Below are 18,807 nucleotides of genomic sequence, written 5' to 3'. Positions count from 1 at the left end.
ATGTGAGTGTTGACACATCAGGGTTAACGAAGTGTGCCCTCGGCGGAGGCGGGCGGTGCCTTCGGGGCGATTTCAGACCGCAGCGGAACTCCGTTGAAAAGGAAGAGGGCGAGGCGGCTTTTTCGCAGGATGCTGTGTGCGCCGTAGGAGAGGCAAAGCGTCGCCACGCAGACGATCGCAAACTCAATGACCGGGGGCCAGGCGGCCAGGAGAAAGAGGGTCACCCAGGCATAGATCAGCGGGTGATGGAGGAGGTAAATCGTGAAGGAGGCATCGACGACGCGGCCCACCGCGAGGTTGGGCCTGTTCCAGAAGCGAGTGGCGCAACCGATCAGGACGGCGCTCATCAGGATGGCGGCGATGGCATCGGTGGCGTTGTAGAGGATTTCGAGACCAAGGCCGGTTCGGCCGCGCAGGAGCGAGGCAGCGATGGCCGACGCGGCAGCGATCACGGGCAGGATCCAGCCGCCCTGCCAGACGAGATGGGACCGCAGGTCCGGCACGGCGCGGAGAACTACACCGAGCAGGAAGAAGGGCAGATATCGCAGATAGGGGTCGACGCCATGGGCCAGCAGGAAAGCAAGGGCGGAGGGCAGGGCCAGCAGCGAGACATGCGATAGAGCGATGGCGACTTCCCAGAGCATGGCGAAGACCAGCACTGCCGGCAATGCGAAGCTGCCGTGGCGCCTTAGCCCATCTCCTGCCGATCGAAGCCGCTGGCTCCAGCCATTCGCCTTGACCAGCGCCAGCGTCAGCGCAATCAACGTACTGTAGGCGAGCAGTGCCGGCAGGAACCAGAGATGCATGATCCAACCGAAGCCGGGATGGGTGACGTCATAGACTGCCTTGTCCATGGCGTGCGGCATGGTCATGACGCCGGTCAGAGCATCCTTCAGGTCGACAAAAAAAAGCTGCGGCGGGGCAAGTACAACGAGACCGGTGAGGAAAGGCACGCCGAGGCGAATGAGACGGCCGCGCTGCCAGTCCAGAGGCGGGCGGCGGGCCAGCAGCATGGCGGCAAAATAGCCGGCAACCATAAAGAATGCCGGCATGCGAAAGGTGACCAGGAAACCGCTGAGGAGGGTGAGCGCCTCGCTCTTGTCGAGGGACTGGACATCCCAGAGGACACGCGTGTTGTAGGCCATTGCTGCATGGTAGGGGATGCCGAGTAACATTAAGAGGGCCCGCAGGGAATCCCAGTGATGCTCGCGCCCTGGCACAGCTGACATGGCATCGCTCCCGCCTCGTGGAATTGGGAGCGAGGTGCAATGCGGCGTCCCGATCCTTGCGGCAGTCTCGCAGGGAAAGGTTTAGAAACCTTCAAGCGGGACCTGCGAGTGGGGAGGTCGGGGCGGGTGGCGGCAGAACTGCCCTTTCTGCGCCCAGCGTCGGTGCCTTCATGCTGGGCCGTGCGATTCCGTTGTCTTGAAATGCAGAACGCCCACGTTTTTGGCGCGGGCGTTCTGGCTTGCTTCGGTTGGTATCTGCGCCTGGATCAGACGCTTTCGAAGGCGCCGTGGCAGTGCTTGTATTTCTTGCCAGAACCGCAGGGGCAGGCCTCGTTGCGGCCGACGGTGCCCCAGGTTTTCGGGTCCTGCGGGTTGCGATCCTGCGGAGGCACCTGGGCGCCCTCGGCGAAGTCGTCCTCGCCGGTGGTGGCGTCGAGGTGGTGGCCTTCCATCACCGCCGGCGGGGTCGGTGCGGGCGGGGCTTCGCGGACCAGTTCCACGCGCGACATCTGCATGGTCACGGCGTCACGCAGGTTGGCGAGCAGGGCCTGGAAGAGTTCGAAGGCCTCGGCCTTGTATTCCTGCAGCGGATCACGCTGGGCATAACCACGGAAGCCGACGACGGAGCGCAGGTGGTCGAGGTTGACGATGTGCTCGCGCCACAGATTGTCGATGGTCTGCAGCACGACCGACCGCTCGACATAGGCCATGAGTTCGGCGCCGAAGCGCTCGGCCTTGTCATTGTATGCCTTGTCGGCAGCTTCGATCAGGCGGTTGTAGATGTCGTCCTCGGCGATGCCTTCTTCGGCCGCCCAGGCTTCGATCGGCAGGTCGAGGTTCAGCGTGGTTGCGACCTTTTCCTTCAGACCCTTCACATCCCACTGTTCGGCATAGGCGTTCGGCGGCACATGGATGCCGACCATGGTCTCAATGACTTCATGGCGCATGTCGGCGACAGTGCCGGATACGTCCGTCGCGTCCATCAGTTCGATGCGCTGCTCGAAGATCACCTTGCGCTGGTCGTTGATGACGTCGTCATACTTCAGGAGGTTCTTGCGGATGTCGAAGTTGCGCGCTTCGACCTTCTTCTGGGCGCGTTCCAGCGCCTTGTTGATCCAGGGATGGACGATGGCTTCGCCTTCCTTGAGGCCCAGCTTCTGCAGCATGCCGTCCATGCGGTCGGAGCCGAAGATGCGCATCAGGTCGTCCTGCAAAGACAGGTAGAACTTCGAACGGCCCGGGTCGCCCTGACGGCCGGAACGGCCGCGCAACTGGTTGTCGATGCGGCGGCTTTCGTGGCGTTCGGTGGCGATGACGTAGAGACCGCCGGCTTCGAGCGCCTTCTGCTTCAGGGATGCGATCTCCGCCTTGATGGCTTCGGCCTTGGCATCGCGCTCCGGACCCGGCTCCATCTCGGCCAGTTCGTGCTCGAGGCGCATCTCGAGGTTGCCGCCGAGCTGGATGTCGGTACCGCGGCCGGCCATGTTGGTCGCGATCGTCACGGCGCCGGGAACGCCGGCCTGGGAGACGATATAGGCTTCCTGCTCGTGGTAGCGGGCGTTCAGGACCTTGAAGTCCTTGAACCCGGACTGGCTCAGCATGTTGGCGAGCAGTTCCGATTTTTCGATCGAGGTCGTGCCGACGAGAACCGGCTGGTTGCGCGCGTTGGCGGTCTTGATCTCTTCGATGATCGCCTTGAACTTTTCTTCGAAGGTCCGGTAGACCTCGTCGTCCTCGTCGATACGCTTGATCGGCAGGTTGGTCGGGACTTCGACGACTTCCAGACCGTAGATGTTGCCGAATTCTTCCGCTTCGGTCGCAGCCGTGCCGGTCATGCCGGCCAGCTTCTTGTACATGCGGAAATAGTTCTGGAAGGTGATCGAGGCGAGCGTCTGGTTCTCGGGCTGGATCTGCACCTTTTCCTTGGCTTCGAGCGCCTGATGCTGGCCTTCCGAATAGCGGCGGCCCGGCATCATGCGGCCGGTGAATTCGTCGATGATGACGATCTCGCCGTTGCGGACGATGTAGTCCTTGTCGCGCTGGAACAGCTTGTGGGCCTTCAGCGCATTGTTGATGTGGTGGACGATCGCGACGTTTTCGACGTCGTAAAGGCTCTCGCCCTTCAAGAGGCCGGCCTGGCGGAGCAGGTTTTCGAGCTTTTCCGTGCCGACTTCGGAGAAGTTGGCCGAACGCTGCTTTTCGTCGATCTCGTAATCTTCTTCCGTCAGCGCCGGGATGAAGGCGTCGATGGTGTTGTAGAGGTCGGAGCGGTCGTCGAGCGGACCGGAAATGATCAGCGGCGTGCGGGCTTCGTCGACGAGGATCGAGTCCACTTCGTCGACGATCGCGAAGTTGTGGCCGCGCTGGACCATCTGGGCGCGCTCATACTTCATGTTGTCGCGCAGATAGTCGAAGCCGAGTTCGTTATTGGTCGCGTAGGTGATGTCGCAGGCATAGGCCGCGCGGCGCTCGTCATCGGACAGGCCATGCACGATGACGCCGGTGGTCAGGCCGAGGAAGCCGTACATCTTCGACATGGTCGCGGCATCGCGGCGGGCGAGGTAGTCGTTGACGGTGACGACATGCACACCCTTGCCGGCGAGCGCGTTGAGGTAAACGGCCAGCGTCGCGACTAGCGTCTTGCCTTCACCCGTCTTCATTTCGGCGATAGAGTTGTCGTTGAGGATCATGCCGCCAATCAGCTGTACGTCAAAAGGACGCATGCCAAGCGCACGGCGCGCGCCCTCGCGGGCGACGGCGAAGGCCGGGACGAGGATGTCTTCAAGCGTCTTGCCGGCCGCGAGCTGGGCGCGGAATTCAACCGTCTTTGCCGCCAGTTCCTCGTCGGTGAGTGCCTTCATCTTCTCCTCAAGGGCGCCGATGGCGGCCACCTGAGGCTGATAGGAGCGAACCCGGCGTTCATTCGACGAGCCGAAAATCTTTCGCGCAAGTCCACCAAGACTGACCATATCGATGGTCCTTTCTGACCTTCGTCATAACGTTGACCCAGTCTTCCGGCCCTTATGAGCACAGACGAATAGGCGCAAAGCGTCCCGAAACTACTCTGGACGCGAGGTTGCGTGACAGATAAGAGGGGGGTCGAATGATGTCAACGGCGCAGGGCCACGGGAAAGACCTGCTTTTGTGGGGCGTCTGACAATTTTTTGCCTGATTCGAACGGTCTTCAAACGGTTCACCATCCGAAAGGTCTTTCATGCTTCGCCTCAATAAATTCGTGCTTGCCGCCTGCGTTTCGCTCATCGCCTTCCAGGGCGTTGCCGTTGCCGAGGATGCCGTGGTCGCCAAGGTCGGCTCCCTGGAAATCAAGCAGTCCGAGCTCGACCTCGCTGTCGCCAATCTCGACCCGCAGCTCGCCCAGCTGCCCGACGAACAAAAGAAGGTGGCCGCCCTGTCCGGCGCCATCGACGTCAAGTTGCTGGCCTCCAATGCCGAGGCTGCCGGCATGAAGGACGATCCCGAATATCAGCGTCGCATGGCCTATATTGCCGAGCGCGAACTGCACAACGCCTTCTTCAAGAAGAACGTCGTTGATGCCGTGACCACGGAAGAGGTCAAGGCCCGCTACGACAAGGAAGTGGCAGGCCTGCCGAAGCAGGAAGAAATCCGCGCGCGCCACATCCTGGTGAAGACAGAAGAAGAAGCCAAGGCGATCATCGCCGAACTCGACGCCGGCAAGAGCTTCGTTGATCTGGCCAAGGAAAAGTCGACCGACCCGAACAAGTCTGAAGGCGGCGATCTCGGCTACTTCACCAAGGGCCGCATGGTTCCGGAATTCGAAGAAGCAGCGTTTGCTCTCGAAAAGGGTGCGTACACCAAGACCCCGGTCAAGACGCAGTTCGGCTTCCACGTGATCCTGCTCGAGGACAAGCGCGAAGCCGCCCCGCCGGCCTTCGAAGCCGTCGAGCAGCAGGTTCGCCAGCTCGTCATGCGCGACAAGTATCTGGCCCTGATCGAAAAGGCCAAGAGCGAACAGAAGGTCGAGATTGTCGACGAAGCACTGCGCAAAGGCTATGAAGAGGCCAACAAGCAGGAACAGCAGCAGTAAGCTGCTGTCACCTTCCACATAGATCCTTAGAAAAGGCCCGCAGTTTGCGGGCCTTCCATTACAGGCCAGGCACCATGTCTTCCAGCATTTCTCCCCTCGCTCCGAAAACCTATGCCGACATGCCCGTCATCCGTGGGGTGCGGATGGCGACCGCGGCGGCCGGGATCAAGTACAAGAACCGCACCGACGTGCTGCTGATGGCCTTCGATACACCGGCGGCCGTGGCCGGTGTCTTCACGAAGTCGAAGTGCCCGTCGGCGCCCGTGGATTTCTGCCGGCAGAACCTCGGCCATGGTGTTGCTCGCGGCGTGGTGGTGAATTCGGGCAATGCGAATGCCTTTACCGGGATCAAAGGCAAGGCGGCGACGGATCTGACCGCCAAGTCTGCAGCGAAGGCGCTGGGCTGCGGCGAGAACGAGATCTATCTCGCCTCGACCGGGGTGATCGGCGAGCCACTCGACGCAACGAAGTTTGCCGGCGTGCTGGACCAGATGGCTGCGGACGCCAAGGGCGATTTCTGGCTGGAAGCGGCCAAGGCGATCATGACGACGGATACCTATCCGAAGGTCGCGACGCGTTCGGCCACGATCGATGGCATCACCGTCACGATCAACGGGATCGCCAAGGGTGCCGGCATGATCGCGCCCGATATGGCGACGATGCTGTCCTTCGTCGTGACCGATGCCGCCATTTCGTCCTCTGCACTGCAGGCGCTGCTCTCGGCCGGCGTCGAGCCGAGCTTCAATTCGATCACCGTCGACAGCGATACCTCGACCTCCGACACGCTGCTGCTGTTTGCGACCGGTGCGGCCGCTGCTGATGGCCAGGCTGTCGTCGAGCAGGCGGATGATGCACGTCTTGCCGGCTTCAACGCGGCGCTGAACGATCTGCTCAAGGATCTGGCGCTGCAGGTGGTGCGCGACGGCGAAGGTGCGCGCAAGATGGTCGAAGTGACTGTGAAGGGTGCCGAGAGCGATCTGGCGGCCAAGAAGATCGCGCTTTCGATCGCCAATTCGCCGCTGGTCAAGACCGCTGTTGCCGGCGAGGACGCAAACTGGGGCCGCATCGTCATGGCCGTCGGCAAGTCTGGCGAGATGGCGGATCGCGACCGGCTGGCGATCTGGTTCGGCGATATTCGCGTCGCTGTTAACGGCGAGCGCGATCCCGACTATTCCGAAGCTGCGACGACCGCCGTCATGGAAAAGGAAGACATCCCCGTCACCGTCGATATCGGGCTAGGTTCCGGGACGGCCACGGTCTGGACCTGCGACCTTACCAAGGAATATGTCGCCATCAACGGCGATTACCGGAGCTGATGGCCGGAATGCACGCATCTGTTTCCGATCCGAACCTGCCGCTCGTCCGGCGTCTGGAAGCCGTCGGCTTCCGTGCCTGGCCCGCGAGCAGCGTCCTTTATGACGGCAGCTGGCAGGTGCGGCTGACCGGCAGCCATCCGTCGAAGCGGCTGAACTGTGTCGTCGCGCTCGATCCCTCCGACCATCGCGACATCGCGCTGCGGATCGAAAAGGCCGGGCGGCGTTTCGAGGCTCACGGCCGGCCGCTCCTGTTTCGCCAGACGCCGCTGTCGCCGAAGCTCCTGATCGATCATCTGGCGGCCGAGGGCTGGGAGTGCTTCGAAGAGGTCGTGACCATGACCTGTGATCTGACGACGCTCGAGCTTCCCGACACCATGGATCATCTGCCGACCCATGACATCGGGCGCTTCGTCGATGCCGATATCACCGTGCATGAAACGGATCCAGCGTTGAAGCCGGCGCTGGCGGAAATCATCACCAGCATCAAGCCGCCGACCGGGCTGTTCGTGATCGAAGATCCAGAGACGGGCCCAGTGGCCGCGACGCTCTGTGTGCAGGACAATGATCTTGCCGGGTTGATGTCGCTCGCCGTGCGTCCGGACAAGCGTGGAAACGGCATCGGTGTCGAGATCCTGAGCACGGCGCTGCGCTGGGCGCGGATGCGCGGTGCCCGCACAGCCTGGCTGCAGGTCGTTTCAGACAACGAGCCGGCGCTGGCGCTTTATGCCAAGATGGGTTTCACCGAGGCCTATCGCTATCATTACTGGCGGAAGAAGGCCGGGGCATGAGCGACAAGAAGAAGCCGATCCTGCTGGTGGCGGCCTGTGCGCTTGTCGACACCGACAACCGCATCCTGCTTGCGCAGCGCCCTGAGGGCAAATCGCTTGCCGGCCTTTGGGAGTTTCCCGGCGGGAAGGTCGAGGCCGGCGAGACGCCGGAAGAAACGCTGGTGCGTGAGTTGAACGAAGAATTAGGTATCGTTACCAAGGTGGCGTGCCTTGCACCCTTGACCTTCGCCAGTCACACCTATGAGAGCTTCCACCTCCTGATGCCGCTCTATATCTGCCGGCGTTACGAGGGCATTCCGCAGGGACGGGAAGGTCAGGCGATCAAGTGGGTCAGATCCAAGGCCCTGCGCGACTATCCGATGCCGCCGGCCGACGAGCCGCTGATCCCGTTTCTCCAGGACCTTCTGTGAGCTTTCGCGAATTCTTCGCGCGTCGTTAATACAAAGTTTATACCCCGCACCGCAATATACCCTCTGTTCATGCGTCGTAAACGTGTGTGGAGCGTAACATGGTAAACGAGGATTTCTGGAAGGCCGCACGGTCGAGAGAGCGGTCTTCGATCAAGTCTGGCCGGACCGGTGTTCTGAATATCGCCTTGCTGTTCGGCACGGCTGCGATCGCGCTTTCGCTCGTCCTGACACCGATGCTTGCTTCCAAGACGGACCGCAAGACGCTGGCTTTCGAGCCCGCCGAGTACGACATGATGACCACTGGTTCGATCCCGAAGGGCGACCCTGGCAAGCGTTATACGATCCGTCGTAGCGTGCTCCAGGAGACGCCGGGATCCGTCTGCATCATCGACGGCTATGGTAACGGCCAAGCCTGCTAATTCACACCGTGCCCGGAGCGCTGCTCGGCAGGCTCCGGCTCGATCGCCAGGAGCCAGAATGCGTCTTTTGCGTCAGATGATTGCTGGTAAGTCCGGGGCGACCGCGATTGAATATGGATTGATTGCCGCGATCATGAGCGTGGCTCTGATCGCCGGCTTTGGCGCTTTGAGCACATCGGTTCAAGGGGTCTTCGAGACCGTGACGGCGACGATTACGGCTGCCTGGGGTTAATCCTTTTCTTCCTTTGCCGATGGCAGCGACCTGTTGGGGTCCAGCGCGTCTGCGAGCCGCATTTTGGCAGAGCCCGGTTTCAGCGGTTTCTGCTGGCTTTCATGCGGCGCCCAGCCAGAAACGAAGATGATCGAGAAGGTGGCGCGGATACGGCCATCGGGATCGGCGTAACGCTCTGCGTAAAGCTCGGCTGCGCGCATGAAGAAACGGCGTGAGACAGGTTTCCGACTGCGGCCGATCAGCGGATTGGCCATGCCCATGGCTTTGAGGTCGCGCATCAGCGCAAAGATGTGGTCGTAGCGGACGGTAAAACTCTCCTCATCGATGACGGGCAGTGCGAAGCCCGAGCGCTGCATGAGCGCCCCGATGTCGCGGATATCGGCGAAGGGCACGACGCGGGGGCTTGCACCGCCGTATATCTCGGTCTCCGCTGCCAAGAGGACGTCGCGCAGTTCGGCCAATGTGCCTGCGCCCGGAATGGCGGCGAGCAGCAGGCCATCCGGCTTCAGCGCGCGGCGCATCTGGATCAGCATGCCCGGCGTGTCATTGGTCAAGTGCAGGGAGAGCGGGGAGAGGATGAGGTTGACCGACTGGGGCTCGAGGGGGACGCTCTCAAAGTTGGTGACGCGTCCACTGCCCTCGTCGAGCAGGCGCGCATTGGTTTCAATGCGCTCCAGATCTCCGATCTTGCCGGTGGCAAGCGCTGTCTGGGCTACCACACCCGTTGCGCCGAAAAGTTCGGCGGCCTTGTCGAAACGGCGCTCGACGAGGGAGAGGCGATCGCCCAGTTCGCGCGCCGTCAGTTCCAGCAAAAAATCGGCACCCTCGGCCCTCTTCTCCCAGGCGCGGCCGCGGTTACGGGCGATCAAAGCTTCATCGAAAATTTCATTCATGGCGGTCTTCCCTGGCTGACACGCATTGGCTGTGCGCCTCACTGGGCGTAAAGTCATCGCATGCTGGCTCACTTAGTGCAGAAATCACTTTCCGTCAGCCTGGATCGTTCCGGGATGATGCTGCGTGGGCTGTTTCATCTGGTTTATCCGCCGACCTGTGCGCATTGTCATATGCAGATCCTGACGCACAACGCGCTCTGCAGTGACTGCTGGTCGACACTGAGGTTGATCGAGCGGCCGTTCTGCGAGGTGCTGGGTCTGCCGTTTGCGCATGATCCGGGGGAGGACATGCTTTCGCCCGAGGCGATTGCCCATCCCCCGGTCTTTGACCGCCTGCGCTCGGTGGCACTGCATGAAGGCGTGGCACGCCATCTGGTGCATGGGCTGAAGTATCGCGATCGGACGGATCTCGCGCCGATGATGGCGGCGTGGATGGTGCGGGCGGCCTCTGCCGAGATTACGGCGGCTGACGGGGTTGTTGCAGTGCCACTGCACCGGATGCGGATGTTCCGGCGGATGTTCAACCAGTCGGCGGAACTGGCGCGGCATGTGGCGCGGCAATCGGGCAAGCCGTTTCTCGCCGAGGCACTGATCCGGCGCAAGCGTACGCAGCAGCAGGTGGGGCTGACGGCCAACCAGCGCGCGCTCAACGTGCGCGGTGCGTTTCTGGTGCCGGAGGGGCGCGAGGATCTGGTGTTCGGGCGCCGGCTCATCTTGATTGACGACGTCTACACGACCGGGGCAACGGTCGGTGCTGCAACCGCGGCGCTGAAGAAGGCAGGGGCTGCTGACGTCACGGTTTTGACCTTTGCAAGGGCTTTGTCCGCGCCTATATGAGAGATCCGGTCCCGCACAGCACTTTTCGGTGCCCCTCACGTGAGGAGTTTTTCCATGGCTAATGTCACCGTTTATACCCGTCAGTTCTGCGGCTATTGCGCCAGCGCAAAGGCGCTGCTCGACAAGAAGGGGGTCGCCTATGTCGAGCATGATGCGACAGGCAAGCCGGAGCTGCGCGAGGAGATGATTTCGAAATCGGGCCGCAATACGTTCCCGCAGATCTTCATTGGCGAACAGCATGTCGGCGGCTGTGACGACCTGCATGCGCTCGACCGGGCCGGCAAGCTCGATCCGCTTCTCGCCGGTTAACGCTCTCACTCTTGTTTTTGCGCAGTTTCTGACGCAACCCCACCGCAGTTTGGTGGAACTGCTCTTAAGGAAAACGACCCATGGTGTTCAAGGCCGCTGCCGTCCAGATGTGTTCCGGCGTCGATCCGGAGAAGAATGCGCAAGCCATGGCGCGGCTGGTACGTGACGCCGCTGCCCAGGGCGCGATCTATGTGCAGACGCCGGAGATGACCGGTGCCGTGCAGAAGGACCGGGCCGGGCTCGCCGCGATCCTGCGTGACGAAGAGAACGATCTGATCGTCAAGGCGGCCTCCGACCTTGCGAAGGAACTGAAGATCCACCTGCATGTGGGTTCGACGGCGATCAAGCTCGCCGACGGGAAGATTGCCAATCGGGCCTTTCTCTTCGGACCTGATGGCGCGAAGATAACTTCCTATGACAAGATCCACATGTTCGACGTCGATCTCGACAATGGCGAGAGCTGGCGTGAAAGCTCAGTCTATCGCCCCGGCGAGCGGGCCGTGGTGGCGGACCTGCCCTTCGGCAAGCTCGGTTTCGGCGTCTGCTACGATGTGCGCTTCCCGCACCTCTTCCGGGCCGAGGCCATGGCGGGTGCTGAAGTCCTGACGACGCCGGCGGCCTTCACCAAGCAGACGGGCGAGGCGCATTGGGAGATCCTGCTTCGCGCTCGCGCCATCGAAAACGGCGCTTATGTGATCTCGGCAGCGCAGGCCGGTGTGCATGAGGACGGGCGCGAGACCTATGGTCATTCGATGATCATTGGCCCCTGGGGCAAGGTTCTGGCGTCTGCCGGCGGTTCCGGTGAGGCTGTGGTCATTGCGGATGTCGATCTCGAGGCGGTCAAGGCTTGCCGGGCGAAGATCCCGAACCTGAAGAACGGGCGCGACTTCCAGCTTGATGTCGCACCGGCGCTCGCCAAGGGAGGCGTCACGGTTTGATCCGCTACTCTCTGTGCTGCGAGAAAGCCCATGAGTTTGAAGGTTGGTTCTCGCAGAGTGCCGATTTCGATCGTCAGAAGGAAACCGGCTTTCTGACCTGCCCCGTCTGCGGTTCGGCGGAGGTGTCCAAGGTGCTGATGGCGCCAGCGGTCGCGACCGCGCGACAGAAAGACGAGACGCAAGCGCTCGCCGTCTCCGAAGCGCAGAAGCAGGCTTTCGTGAAGCTCAAGGAAGCCATCCGCGAGATCCGCGCGAGCAGCGAGGATGTCGGCGAGAAGTTTCCCGAGGAAGCGCGCAAGATCCATTACGGCGAGGCGGAAGCCCGCGGCATCATCGGCCAGGCTTCACCTGTCGAGGTGAAGTCGCTGATCGAGGAAGGGATCGAGATCGCGCCGCTGCCGGTCCTGCCGGATGATGTGAATTGAGTTCCGTTTCGCATCATCTTGCGATCTATAATTTCGGCATTCATGTCCAGTCCTATGCCACGGCCCCGGTGCAAGGTTTTGCCTTGCGGGAGCCGTTCAACTTCGAAGCGGCGGCGCGGGCAATCGGGTTTGTCGGCAGGTCCGGCTACGAAGGCGAGCCGGGGCCGGAGAGCTGGGGTGAGCATGCCGTCCCGACTGTTCTTGGCGATCTCAGAGGGTGCTCCACTGTGTCCTCCCTGTCGCTTTGGGAGGATATCGAGAGCCTTTCGGCTTTCAGTTATGCCGGTGTCCATGCCGATGCGCTGAAGCATGCGCGGCAATGGAATATCAAGCAAGACTGGCCGCCGCTGGTGCTGTTCTGGGTTCCCACGGGTGACAGACCGACCTGGTCGCAGGCTGTGGAGCGGTTCGAAGGACTGATGCGCAATGGACCTGCGCCGGCGCATTTTTCGTTCAAGAATGCGTTCAGTCCCGACGGGGAGCCGTATCAGCTCGATCGCGCACGGGTGAAGCAGTTGAGCGCAGACAACCTGATCGGCCAGCAGGATCTCCTGGCCATCGTCAAGACTTTGCCGGTGTGATCCTCAGCCCTTGAAGCCATCGGCGTCGAGATAGGCGCGTTCCTCTGCTGTCGTCTCCCGGCCGAGGGCCGGATTGCGATGCGGGAAACGGCCGAAACGGGCGATGATGTCCCGGTGGACGACGGCATAACGCAGGCATTCTTCGTCGCCGACACGCTCGTGATGGTCGGTGAACAGCGCCATGCTGTGTTCCTGTTCGGCACGGTCCTCGGAATGCTCGAAGGGCAGGTAGAAGAAGATCGCCATCGGCGGTTCTACCTGTTGGTCGAAACCCTTGGCCAGCGCCTGCTTTGCGAGCGACAGCGCCAGTGGATCGGTGGCGAAGGCGTGGCCCGAGCCTCGGAAGAGATTTCTCGGAAACTGGTCGAGCAGAATCATCAGGGCAAGCGCGCCCTCGGCGGTCGTGCACCAGTCTGACAGTTCGTTGCGGGCGGCGCGGAAATGCAGGTCGAGAAAGCGCTCGCGGATCATAAGATCGAGTGCCTCATCCTTGACGAACCACTTCTCCCGACCGGCTCCGCGCCAGAAGGCGATGACCGCCTGCGGCGTGCTCATGCGGCCGATGCCGGGCGGCTTGCCAGGACCATGTAGTTCACGTCGATGTCGGACGAGAGGTTCCACTGGTTCTGCAGGGGATTGAAGAAAACGCCCTTCATCTCGACAACGCCCATGCCGCTCATGGCGAGCGGGCCTTCGATCTCTTCCGGACGGACCAGCTTTTCATACTGATGCGTGCCACGTGGCAGCCAGCGAAGGACGTATTCGGCGCCGAAGATGGCAAGGGCTGCCGCCTTCATCGTACGGTTGATGGTGGAGACCAGCATCAAGCCGCCGGGGCGGACCATGGAGGCGCAGGTCGAGAGGAAGAACTCCACGTCGGCGACGTGTTCGACGACCTCCATATTGAGGACGATGTCGAAGGTCTCGCCCTGAGCGGCGAGCGCTTCTGCGGTAACGGCGCGATAATCCACCTCGACGCCGCTTTGCGCGGAATGAGTCATGGCGATCTTGATGTTCTTTTCCGAGGCGTCGGCACCGAGAACGCTTGCGCCCATGCGGGCGACCGGTTCCGAGAGAAGGCCGCCACCGCAGCCGATGTCGAGGACGCGCAGGCCTTCGAGTGGGCGGTGGCTTTTCGGGTCACGGCCATAATGGGCGCAGACCATGTCACGGATATAGGCGAGGCGTACGGGGTTGATCTTGTGCAGCGGCTTGAACTTGCCGGTCGGGTCCCACCACTCGGCTGCCATGGCAGAAAAGCGGTCGACTTCGGTCTGATCGATGGTGGTGCGTGCGTCTGCACTCATGTGGAAAACCTCCTGCGGCGCCTGGCTCATCAACTCGTCCCGATGAGGCCCAAAGTCAAGGGTATCGGGCGTCGCAGCGGCGCGCTCTGCTGGGGGAGACGGAACCCGGGCTCTGGGCCACGCGTTTGCTGCTCATGTCACGGTTCGCCGTTTCCAACATCAGGAGATCCACCCATGAAGAAACTCTGGCTCATGGCCGCCGTTGCGGCCTCGACGGTCGGCCTGCCGGCTATTGCCGAGGCAGCGCCCGCATTCTCGACCGGCAACGTCAACATGCGCTCCGGCCCGAGCACGCAGTATCCGCCGGTGATTGTCATTCCGGTAGGCAGCCAGGTCGATATTCGCGGCTGCCTGTCCAGCGCCAATTGGTGCGATGTGGCCTATGCCGGTTATCGCGGCTGGGTGTCCGGCTCCTATCTGCAGGCAAGCTATTCGCAGCGCCGCGTCTATGTCGATCCGCAATATTATCGTCCGCTCGGAATCCCGACCGTGACCTTCAGCATCGGCAGCTATTGGGACGATCACTACCGCAACCGTTCGTTCTACCGAGACCGCGATCGCTGGCGGGATAACGACGGCTGGCGCGACCGCGATCGTCAGCGGGAACGCGACCGGGACTGGGATCGTGAGCGGATCCGGGATCGTGACCGAGACGGTCGCCGCGACAATGATTTCCGCCGACCGGACAACGACCCGCCGCGGTTCGAGGCGCCTCGGCGCGACAACGACCGGCCTCGGGAAATGAACCGTCCGCGGAACCAGGATGCCGACCGCAACGACAACAGGCGGCGCGAGGACTTTTCGCACAGGGGGGAAGAGCAGAAGAAGAATGTGCGCCAGATCCCCCGACGCCAGAGAGGCGAGGCGGTCTGCGATCCTGCCCGCCAGCCTTGCCCCTGAGGCCTTCCTTAGAGCGTCTCGACGGTGCCTGAGGTCTCGGGGTTGAGATCATCGCCACATAAAGAAGGGGCCGCATCACCTGCGGCCCCTTTTGCAGTTTTTGCCGCCTATTGCCCCAGGCGTTTCGTCAGACCGTCGGCGATCTGTTTCGCCAGAGCCGGATAATCGCCATCGAAATGGTGTCCCCCGTCGAGCTCGATGGTTTCGACCCCGCTGCCGACGAGATCGCGGCAGGCATCGTCTTCCTCGTCGGCGCCGTAGAAACATTGGACCCGTGCCGGATCGATGCGCTTGATGTCGTTGAGCGGATCACCGGCACCCTTGCCGCCGCTGGCACCGAGCCAGCCGGAGACGGAGATCTCGTAATCGACCTGGTGCGAGACGGCGAGCAGGCTGATCTGCGGCACGCGGGCCTTCAGCTTGTCGGAGAGGCCGTTATAGGCGGCGGGCAGAACGTCGGCGCCGAAGGAGTAACCGACCAGCAGCACGTGCCGGACCTTCCACCGCTTCTGATAGGTGCGCATGATGGTGGCGAGATCGGCGCTGGTTTCCTCCGGCGTGCGTTCCGACCAGAAATAGCGCAAGGAATCGACACCGACGACGGGGATGCCATCGGCCTGGAGATTGGTGGCGACCTCGCTGTCGATGTCGCGCCAGCCGCCGTCGCCGGAATAGATCACCGCCAGAGTGTCACGGGTCGGCGTGGTCTCGAGAATGGTCAATGGCAGGCCGAGCGGCGTATCGGCGGAATTGCCCAGCGCAATCAGTTCGTCGATCGCGTCGGAATAGGCGTCGGTCACGTCGCCCTTGACGTCGCGCTGGTCGATGTCCGGATGGGCGGCGACCAGGCTTGCGACATGGTCGCGGCCATCGGCGGGGGCGGCCGGGCTCAACAGGACGACAGCGGGATCCGGCAGATCGCCATCCGTCAGACCATAGATCATGCGGTCGCCCGTGAGGGTTTTCTGGGCGGGCGTGCAGAACTGCTTGGTCACAGGGATCCCGGCTTCGGGATCCAGGGCGAGCGTCTGGCCGATCGTGGCTTTCGGCGTCTGGGCGAGGATGGCGAGCGCCAGCGCACCGCCCTGACCGCGACCGGCGATGATCGGCGGCAGGAAGGCCGAGTTACCGGCCTTGCGCTGCAGTTGATGGCCGAGTTCCTCGATATCGGACACGGTATAGATGCAGTCGCCTGTGTCCTTGGCCAGCGAGGCGAGATATTTCGGCGTGTCGATGCCGACGACGATCGCTCCGTTGCCCTGAAGCCGTTCGGCCTGCTGCTGATCGGCGTCCTGCCAACCGTCCTTGTCCGAGAGCAACACGACCAGGGCTTTCGGGGTGTCGTCGGGCAAGAGCGTGAGCGGTGCCGGGATCATGCCGGTGTCCAGCGGCGGGGCGTCTTCGGCGAAGGCTACGGATGCCTGCGATAGCGCCAGGACCAGCGCGAAGGCTTTGAGGATCGAGGTCATTTCTTCACCACGCCTTTCAGTCCACCGCCGATCAGAAGCGTCGCGTCGAGAAGCGCGAGGACAGGGTTGAGACCGCCAGCCACGGCGAGATAACGCGGCTGCCAGTCGGGATGGAACTTGGCCTTGAAGGCTCTTAGCCCCTTGAAGTTATAGAAGCGTTCGCCGTGCTCGTAAAAGGTGTTGGCGATGCGGTCCCAGACGGGCGCGACCTGCCGGCGCGACAGGCCCGAAAGGGGCGCCATGCCGAGGTTGAAATGGCGATAGCCCTGGTCGCGCAACTCGCTCATCAGGCGGACGAAGAGAAAATCCATCGAGCCTTTCGGGGCATCGGGAGCAAAGCGCATGAGGTCGATCGAGGCTTCTTCCTTGGTGGCCGTCAACAGGATGTTGGCGAAGGCGACGATGCGACCTTCGCAACGCAGGATGGCCACCGGCTGGGCGGTCATGTAGGCGTCGGTGAAGGCGCCGAGCGAGAAGCCTTTTTCGCGGGCGCGGTGATGGTCGAGCCAGCTGTCGGAGACGCGGCGCAGGTCGTAAAGGATCGCAGGCACTTGATCCGCCGGGATGGTCTCGAAGGTGAGGCCGTCGCGTTCGCCGCGGGTGGCGGTCTGGCGCAGGGTCGCCCAGCGCCCACCCTTGAGGTCGAAGCGGGAGAGATCGACCATGGCCAGTTCGCCGAGCTTGAAGGCCTTCATGCCGGCATCCGCGATCGCAGGCAGCAGGGCCGGTGAGGCCTGGTAGAAGACGGCGCGGCAGCCTGCGGCACGGGCCGTTTCGACGAATTGCCACACGAGTTCGTCGCGCGAGGCCTTCGGTCCGATAGGATCCAGGAAAGCGATGAAGGAGCGGCCCTGGCGGGCATACATCAGGAAGGCTTGGCCATCGGGCGAGAACATGACGCTCTTATCGCCGGTTCTGACGAGATTGGCATCGGCGATGTCGTTGATATCGAGGATCTCGACGGCCTTGTCGACATCCGGTGCCTCGGCGGGCGGCACCGCGAAGGTGGCCGGGCGCAGGAGGCTGAACAGGCTGATTGCCATGGAGAAGATCGTGAGGCCGAGTACGGCGCGTAGCGAACGGGGGGCTTCAGCGGAGAACTCGAATTGCCACCAGAGGTCATGGCTGTATTCGACGTCGCGATAGACGAAGAGCAGGACGGCGATGGCGCCGACGAGCAGCACCCCAACGGCAAGCAGCCAGGCGGAATTCAGCGCCTGGAGCAGCGAGGCGGGGCGCCGGAAGAGGCGGCGGCTGGCGACGAGGCCAACCAGCAGAAGGGCCAGCATGGCGGCTTCGTAGATGGCGACGGCCTTGGCAAGGGATAGGACAAGTGCTGCCAACGCCACGAAGATGGCTGACCACCATGCACCGTCCAGGCGCTGGGCAAGGCCGCGCGCGACGATGACCAGCAATAGCCCTAGAATGCTGGCGAGGAAATGGGCTCCTTCGAGGACCGGGAGTGGCAGGATCTCGGACAGGGCGTCGAGGTTGCCGTCTGGCGCCGGGGTGACGCTGGAGAGGACCAGCATGACGCCGAGGAGCAGAGCGAGCGTCGCAAGAAGCGTTGGAGCGAGACGTCCGGCGGTGCGGGCGACACCGGCGGAGAAGGGGGTGGCGGCGAGCTGGCGGAGTTCGGAGATCGTGACAAGGAGGATCGCGACAATCAGCGGCAGGACGTAGTAGATCAGACGATAGGCGACCAGAGAGGCGAGCACGGCGTCCGTGCCCAACTGGTTGCCGAGCGCCGCCACCATCACTGTTTCGAAGACGCCGATCCCGGCCGGGACGTGGCTGATTACGCCGATGCCGATTGCAACGGCATAGACGGCGAAGAATGTCGGCCAGCTGATGTCGGCGGCCTGAGGCAACAGGGCGTAGAGCACGGAGGCGGAAAAGGCGATGTCGAGCACGGTGACGATGAATTGCCGCGACATGGTGCGGCTGTCGGCGAGGCGCAGGCTCCGGCCACCAATCGTGACACCGTTGCCGCTGGCAAGCAGCAGGACGACTGCGAGCGCGGCCAGCAGGATGACATCGCCGGCAACGAGTACGTTCTGGGAAAGGCCAATCAATGGGGCTATTTCGCCCGCGACGGGCAGGAGGGCGAGTGCGGTGACGAGAACCAGGCCGACAGAGAAAGATATCGTGACGAAGGCGATGATGCGGCCGATGTCATCGGGCGACAGGCCGGCGCGGGAATAGGCGCGGTAGCGGATCGCACCCCCTGACAAGGCCCCGAAGCCGGCGACATTGCCGACGGCATAGGCGCTGAAGGCCGTTAGCGCCACTTCGGCCCAGGGACGGCGGCGACCGATGTGGGACAGCGCGTTGATATCGTAGAGACAGAGCGTCGCGAAGCTGAGCGCGGTGAAGAGGATGGCCAGCGCAATCGAAGTGGGACTGGTCGATCGCAGGCCGTTCACCACATCCGCATAGGTAACCTCTTCGGTCAGCCGGTAGATGGCGTATCCTACAGCGGCGAAGACGACCAGGATGGCAACGGCTGCGAGGGGACGAGCATAACGGTTGAGAAGCGAAGCGCTGGCTTCGGGTTCGGCCCCGTCGCGTGGTGGGGAGAATTCTGCGCTGGATGTCATGCGACCCTATCCGGATTGAAGGCTTACCCTTTGATAAACCGGCTCCCAGCCCGGTTTGGCGATGGTTGGCGCTCCAATTGGTTCCAAA

At 62.6% G+C, this 18,807-nt stretch carries 19 protein-coding genes; 12 read left to right on the top strand and 7 right to left on the bottom strand.

Translation table 11 applies throughout. From position 1 onward, the window contains the following. Positions 1-23: 23 nt before the first annotated feature. A complete protein-coding gene (locus tag FJQ55_RS14815) occupies positions 24-1,229 on the bottom strand; it encodes an acyltransferase family protein (protein WP_140829366.1) in 1,206 nt (401 codons plus the stop codon). A gap of 266 nt (positions 1,230-1,495) precedes the next feature. Further along, positions 1,496-4,198, bottom strand: coding sequence for a preprotein translocase subunit SecA (gene secA, locus FJQ55_RS14810; protein ID WP_140829364.1), 2,703 nt, complete (start codon positions 4,196-4,198; stop codon positions 1,496-1,498). Positions 4,199-4,443: 245 nt separating this feature from the next. Between secA and FJQ55_RS14805 the strand changes: the two genes are divergently transcribed. From FJQ55_RS14805 to FJQ55_RS14780, 6 genes are all read left to right on the top strand, one after another. Next, a complete protein-coding gene (locus FJQ55_RS14805; protein WP_140829362.1) occupies positions 4,444-5,295 on the top strand; it encodes a peptidylprolyl isomerase in 852 nt (283 codons plus the stop codon). A 74-nt stretch (positions 5,296-5,369) separates the two neighbouring features. Then, positions 5,370-6,611, top strand: a complete 1,242-nt coding sequence (gene argJ, locus FJQ55_RS14800; protein WP_140829360.1) for a bifunctional glutamate N-acetyltransferase/amino-acid acetyltransferase ArgJ — start codon at positions 5,370-5,372, stop codon at positions 6,609-6,611. Positions 6,612-6,619: 8 nt separating this feature from the next. Then, a complete protein-coding gene (locus FJQ55_RS14795; RefSeq protein ID WP_140829358.1) occupies positions 6,620-7,399 on the top strand; it encodes a GNAT family N-acetyltransferase in 780 nt (259 codons plus the stop codon). Next, positions 7,396-7,809, top strand: coding sequence for an 8-oxo-dGTP diphosphatase MutT (gene mutT, locus FJQ55_RS14790; RefSeq protein ID WP_140829356.1), 414 nt, complete (start codon positions 7,396-7,398; stop codon positions 7,807-7,809). The genes FJQ55_RS14795 and mutT overlap by 4 nt, the downstream gene beginning before the upstream one ends. A 98-nt stretch (positions 7,810-7,907) precedes the next feature. Beyond that, positions 7,908-8,228: a hypothetical protein gene (locus FJQ55_RS14785; RefSeq protein ID WP_140829354.1), complete on the top strand. Its 321-nt coding sequence runs from the start codon at positions 7,908-7,910 to the stop codon at positions 8,226-8,228. Between the two features lie 58 nt (positions 8,229-8,286). Beyond that, the gene (locus FJQ55_RS14780) at positions 8,287-8,460 is read left to right on the top strand and encodes a Flp family type IVb pilin (RefSeq protein ID WP_140829352.1); all 174 of its coding nucleotides are present in this window, start codon (positions 8,287-8,289) and stop codon (positions 8,458-8,460) included. On the opposite strand, the gene FJQ55_RS14775 is transcribed toward FJQ55_RS14780, so the two are convergent. Next, positions 8,457-9,353, bottom strand: a complete 897-nt coding sequence (locus FJQ55_RS14775; RefSeq protein ID WP_140829350.1) for a methyltransferase domain-containing protein — start codon at positions 9,351-9,353, stop codon at positions 8,457-8,459. The two genes, FJQ55_RS14780 and FJQ55_RS14775, sit on opposite strands and share 4 nt — an antisense overlap. A gap of 114 nt (positions 9,354-9,467) precedes the next feature. On the opposite strand from FJQ55_RS14775, the gene FJQ55_RS14770 reads away from it, so the two are divergent. From FJQ55_RS14770 to FJQ55_RS14750, 5 genes are all read left to right on the top strand, one after another. Then, a complete protein-coding gene (locus FJQ55_RS14770; protein ID WP_246085169.1) occupies positions 9,468-10,190 on the top strand; it encodes a ComF family protein in 723 nt (240 codons plus the stop codon). Positions 10,191-10,244: 54 nt separating this feature from the next. Continuing rightward, positions 10,245-10,499, top strand: coding sequence for a glutaredoxin 3 (grxC, locus tag FJQ55_RS14765; protein ID WP_140829346.1), 255 nt, complete (start codon positions 10,245-10,247; stop codon positions 10,497-10,499). Between the two features lie 80 nt (positions 10,500-10,579). Further along, positions 10,580-11,437, top strand: coding sequence for a carbon-nitrogen hydrolase family protein (locus tag FJQ55_RS14760; RefSeq protein ID WP_140829344.1), 858 nt, complete (start codon positions 10,580-10,582; stop codon positions 11,435-11,437). Then, complete coding sequence (locus FJQ55_RS14755; protein ID WP_140829342.1) at positions 11,434-11,862, top strand: DUF1178 family protein; 429 nt, start codon at positions 11,434-11,436, stop codon at positions 11,860-11,862. The genes FJQ55_RS14760 and FJQ55_RS14755 overlap by 4 nt, the downstream gene beginning before the upstream one ends. Continuing rightward, positions 11,859-12,443 carry a DUF3291 domain-containing protein gene (locus tag FJQ55_RS14750; RefSeq protein WP_140829340.1) on the top strand — a complete coding sequence of 195 codons (585 nt, stop codon included), beginning with the start codon at positions 11,859-11,861 and terminating at the stop codon, positions 12,441-12,443. Before FJQ55_RS14755 ends, FJQ55_RS14750 begins: the two co-directional genes overlap by 4 nt. Positions 12,444-12,446: 3 nt before the next feature. Here FJQ55_RS14750 and FJQ55_RS14745 read toward each other — a convergent pair whose 3' ends face one another. Together FJQ55_RS14745 and ubiG are read right to left on the bottom strand one after the other, a co-directional pair. Next, the gene (locus FJQ55_RS14745; protein WP_140829338.1) at positions 12,447-12,998 is read right to left on the bottom strand and encodes a DUF924 family protein; all 552 of its coding nucleotides are present in this window, start codon (positions 12,996-12,998) and stop codon (positions 12,447-12,449) included. Continuing rightward, the gene (gene ubiG, locus FJQ55_RS14740; protein ID WP_140829336.1) at positions 12,995-13,750 is read right to left on the bottom strand and encodes a bifunctional 2-polyprenyl-6-hydroxyphenol methylase/3-demethylubiquinol 3-O-methyltransferase UbiG; all 756 of its coding nucleotides are present in this window, start codon (positions 13,748-13,750) and stop codon (positions 12,995-12,997) included. The genes FJQ55_RS14745 and ubiG overlap by 4 nt, the downstream gene beginning before the upstream one ends. A gap of 174 nt (positions 13,751-13,924) precedes the next feature. On the opposite strand from ubiG, the gene FJQ55_RS14735 reads away from it, so the two are divergent. Then, a complete protein-coding gene (locus FJQ55_RS14735; protein WP_140829334.1) occupies positions 13,925-14,650 on the top strand; it encodes an SH3 domain-containing protein in 726 nt (241 codons plus the stop codon). Between the two features lie 107 nt (positions 14,651-14,757). Here FJQ55_RS14735 and FJQ55_RS14730 read toward each other — a convergent pair whose 3' ends face one another. Continuing rightward, a complete protein-coding gene (locus FJQ55_RS14730; RefSeq protein ID WP_140829332.1) occupies positions 14,758-16,119 on the bottom strand; it encodes a virulence factor family protein in 1,362 nt (453 codons plus the stop codon). Next, a complete protein-coding gene (gene mprF, locus FJQ55_RS14725; protein ID WP_140829330.1) occupies positions 16,116-18,719 on the bottom strand; it encodes a bifunctional lysylphosphatidylglycerol flippase/synthetase MprF in 2,604 nt (867 codons plus the stop codon). The genes FJQ55_RS14730 and mprF overlap by 4 nt, the downstream gene beginning before the upstream one ends. Between the last annotated feature and the right edge of the window lie 88 nt (positions 18,720-18,807).

It is taken from the genome of Rhizobium glycinendophyticum (assembly GCF_006443685.1).
Taxonomy (GTDB): Bacteria; Pseudomonadota; Alphaproteobacteria; order Rhizobiales; family Rhizobiaceae; genus Allorhizobium; species Allorhizobium glycinendophyticum.
Note: the sequence above shows the minus strand (reverse complement) of the source record. Positions and strands in the feature narration are given on the sequence as shown.